4 protein-coding genes are annotated in these 3,348 nt (G+C 41.2%); all 4 read left to right on the forward strand.

Going from position 1 to position 3,348, the window contains the following annotated elements; all coding sequences use genetic code 11:
• Window positions 1-1,562, forward strand: a 1,562-nt coding sequence (gene thrS, locus BACCELL_RS21020; protein WP_007214082.1) for a threonine--tRNA ligase, incomplete at its 5' end; no start/stop codon positions are given.
• Window positions 1,563-1,684: 122 nt separating this feature from the next.
• Window positions 1,685-2,281, forward strand: a complete 597-nt coding sequence (gene infC, locus BACCELL_RS21025) for a translation initiation factor IF-3 (RefSeq protein ID WP_007214083.1) — start codon at window positions 1,685-1,687, stop codon at window positions 2,279-2,281.
• Between the two features lie 69 nt (window positions 2,282-2,350).
• The gene (rpmI, locus tag BACCELL_RS21030) at window positions 2,351-2,548 is read left to right on the forward strand and encodes a 50S ribosomal protein L35 (protein ID WP_007214084.1); all 198 of its coding nucleotides are present in this window, start codon (window positions 2,351-2,353) and stop codon (window positions 2,546-2,548) included.
• A 96-nt stretch (window positions 2,549-2,644) separates the two neighbouring features.
• Entirely contained in the window at window positions 2,645-2,995 is a 351-nt protein-coding gene (rplT, locus tag BACCELL_RS21035) for a 50S ribosomal protein L20 (RefSeq protein WP_007214085.1), read from the forward strand.
• Window positions 2,996-3,348: the final 353 nt, after the last annotated feature.

A 3,348-nucleotide genomic window follows, 5' to 3' on the forward strand; every position in this document is an offset into this window, starting at 1 on the left:
AATTAGTGGCGAAGAAGGAAGCTGTTGTAAGAGAAAGTATTTCAAAAACGGATGCATTGAAGAAATTCGGTGACCGTGGTGAGAACTATAAGTGTGAGTTGATCTCCGAATTGGAGGATGGTCGTATAACAACTTATACACAAGGTGCTTTCACGGATTTATGCCGTGGTCCACATTTGATGACTACCGCGCCGATCAAGGCTATTAAGTTGATGTCGGTGGCTGGTGCATATTGGCGTGGACATGAGGATCGTAAGATGATGACGCGTATTTATGGTATCACATTCCCGAAAAAGAAAATGTTGGATGAATATCTGGCTATGCTGGAAGAAGCCAAGAAGCGTGATCATCGTAAGATCGGTAAGGAAATGGATTTATTTATGTTCTCCGACACAGTGGGTAAAGGACTACCGATGTGGTTGCCGAAGGGGACTGCGTTGCGCTTGCGTCTGCAGGAATTCTTGCGTCGTATCCAGGCACGTTACGATTATCAGGAGGTTATCACTCCCCCGATCGGTAACAAGTTGTTGTATATCACTTCCGGCCACTATGCAAAATATGGTAAAGATTCGTTCCAGCCTATTCATACGCCCGAAGAAGGAGAGGAGTACTTCTTGAAACCGATGAATTGTCCTCATCACTGTATGATTTATAAGAATTCTCCGCGTTCATATAAAGATCTGCCTTTGCGCCTGGCTGAGTTTGGTACGGTTTGTCGTTATGAGCAAAGTGGTGAATTACACGGATTAACGCGTGTACGTAGTTTTACGCAGGATGATGCACATATCTTCTGCCGTCCCGATCAGGTGAAGGATGAATTCTTGCGCGTGATGGATATTATTTCAATCGTATTCCGTTCCATGGACTTTGCCAATGTGGAGGCTCAGATTTCCTTGCGTGACAAAGTGAATCGTGAAAAATATATTGGTAGCGATGAAAACTGGGAAAGAGCTGAACAATCTATTATTGAGGCTTGTGAAGAAAAGGGCTTGAGTGCCAGAATTGAGTATGGTGAAGCTGCTTTCTATGGTCCGAAGTTGGATTTTATGGTGAAAGATGCTATCGGCCGCCGTTGGCAGTTGGGTACCATTCAGGTGGACTATAACTTGCCGGAGCGTTTTGAATTGGAATATACAGGCGCTGATAATCAGAAACATCGTCCGGTAATGATACACCGTGCGCCGTTTGGTTCTATGGAGCGTTTTGTTGCTGTGCTTATTGAGCATACGGCTGGTAAATTCCCATTGTGGCTGACTCCTGAACAGGTGGCTATTCTGCCCATCAGCGAAAAATTCAATGACTACGCACAAGAAGTGAAGAAGTTCTTGAAACAATACGATATTCGTGCAATTGTGGATGAGCGTAACGAGAAGATAGGACGTAAGATTCGCGATAACGAATTGAAGCGTATTCCTTACATGTTGATTGTGGGTGAAAAAGAAGCTGAAAATAGAGAAGTTTCCGTCCGCAAGCAAGGGGAAGGCGATAAGGGTACTATGAAATTTGAAGAATTTGCTAAAATTTTGAACGAAGAAGTTCAGAATATGATAAATAAATGGTAACTTTGCGCCCACTTATAAAAGCATAGCATATAGTGATGTTTTGAAGATAGCTTTTATCTAACTTAAAAAATAATAATTTGGGAGTAATAAATAAGAAACAAACTGGAAATAGAGGTTATTTAATGAAAAATGACAGCTTAAAAGGGCAATATCGGATTAATGAGCAAATCCGTGCCAAAGAAGTCCGCATAGTGGGCGATGAAGTAGAACCAAACGTATATCCGATAGCTCAGGCATTAAAGCTTGCCGAAGAGCGTGAGGTGGATCTCGTGGAAATCTCTCCAAACGCGCAACCCCCTGTTTGTCGAATCGTTGATTACTCTAAATTTCTTTATCAGCTGAAGAAGCGTCAGAAGGAACAGAAGGCAAAGCAGGTTAAAGTAAATGTGAAGGAGATTCGTTTCGGTCCACAAACCGATGATCACGATTACAACTTCAAGTTGAAACATGCCAGAGGATTCTTGGAAGATGGTGATAAGGTGAAAGCCTATGTATTCTTTAAAGGTCGTTCAATCTTGTTTAAAGAACAAGGGGAGGTATTGTTGCTGCGATTTGCCAATGATTTGGAAGACTATGCGAAAGTAGACCAAATGCCGATATTGGAAGGGAAAAGAATGACCATTCAGCTTTCTCCAAAAAAGAAAGAGGCACCAAAGAAGTCTGCAGCACCGAAATCCGCAGAAGGATCGAAAGCGGCTCCGGCTGAAACAGAAGAATAAAAAAGAAATGAGTAACGCCACAGGTATAGTGCGTTGCCATATAATTTAAATAATTTAAAAATAAGTAAGATGCCAAAGATGAAGACTAACTCCGGTTCTAAAAAGAGATTTACTCTTACCGGAACAGGTAAAATCAAAAGAAAGCACGCTTTTCACAGTCATATCTTGACTAAGAAAACTAAGAAGCAAAAAAGAAACTTGTGCCATTCAACTACAGTTGACGTGACAAACGTAAGCCAAGTTAAGGAACTCTTAGCAATGAAGTAAAAAGCGTACAAAGTATTTTAAAGTATTAACCGAATGCATTAGCTTTAAGTCCGTTGCGTGAAGTAATGGCGCTAACATTCAAAAATTAGTAAAACTATGCCAAGATCAGTAAATCACGTTGCTTCAAGAGCAAGAAGAAAGAAAATTTTGAAATTAACCAGAGGCTACTTTGGTGCAAGAAAGAACGTATGGACCGTTGCCAAGAATACTTGGGAGAAAGGTCTGACTTATGCGTTCCGTGACCGTAAGAACAAGAAAAGAAACTTCCGCGCTTTGTGGATTCAGCGTATTAATGCTGCAGCTCGTTTGGAAGGTATGTCTTATTCTAAGCTGATGGGTGCTTTGCACAAAGCAGGAATCGAAATCAACCGTAAAGTTTTGGCTGATTTAGCGATGAACCATCCGGAAGCTTTCAAGGCTATCGTAGCTAAAGCAAAAGCTGCTTAAGTTTATTTAGCAAATAATTGACAAAGTGCTGATTACGAATGAGTAATCGGCACTTTTTGCTTATAGTAGGGGAGATATTATATAAAATGTCTTGTCTGAAGGAAACAAAATCATGTTTTTCCTTGTTTCTTTGACGGAAACTTACTACATTTGTTGTAGAAAATATAGCCGCATTGATTGGATCGGGAAACTCATCAAACTATTATGAAATACCGAGACAAGCTTCGCTTCTCAATGGCGGGCCACGCCCTTCGGGGTAACCTTTGAGTCAGTGGATTACAAAGAGGACGAGCGCTCAAATCATGTCATTCGGAGTTTCATCACATCATCGGTGCGGCTTTTTTATAAAGGGG

The organism is Bacteroides cellulosilyticus DSM 14838 (genome assembly GCF_000158035.1).
Taxonomy (GTDB): Bacteria; Bacteroidota; Bacteroidia; order Bacteroidales; family Bacteroidaceae; genus Bacteroides; species Bacteroides cellulosilyticus.

What these genes read in the sequence shown, in the direction of transcription:
- infC (WP_007214083.1), top strand. Translation starts at nt 1,685, where the DNA reads ATGAAAAATGACAGCTTAAAAGGGCAATATCGGATTAATGAGCAAATC.
- rpmI (WP_007214084.1), top strand. Translation starts at nt 2,351, where the DNA reads ATGCCAAAGATGAAGACTAACTCCGGTTCTAAAAAGAGATTTACTCTT.
- rplT (WP_007214085.1), top strand. Translation starts at nt 2,645, where the DNA reads ATGCCAAGATCAGTAAATCACGTTGCTTCAAGAGCAAGAAGAAAGAAA.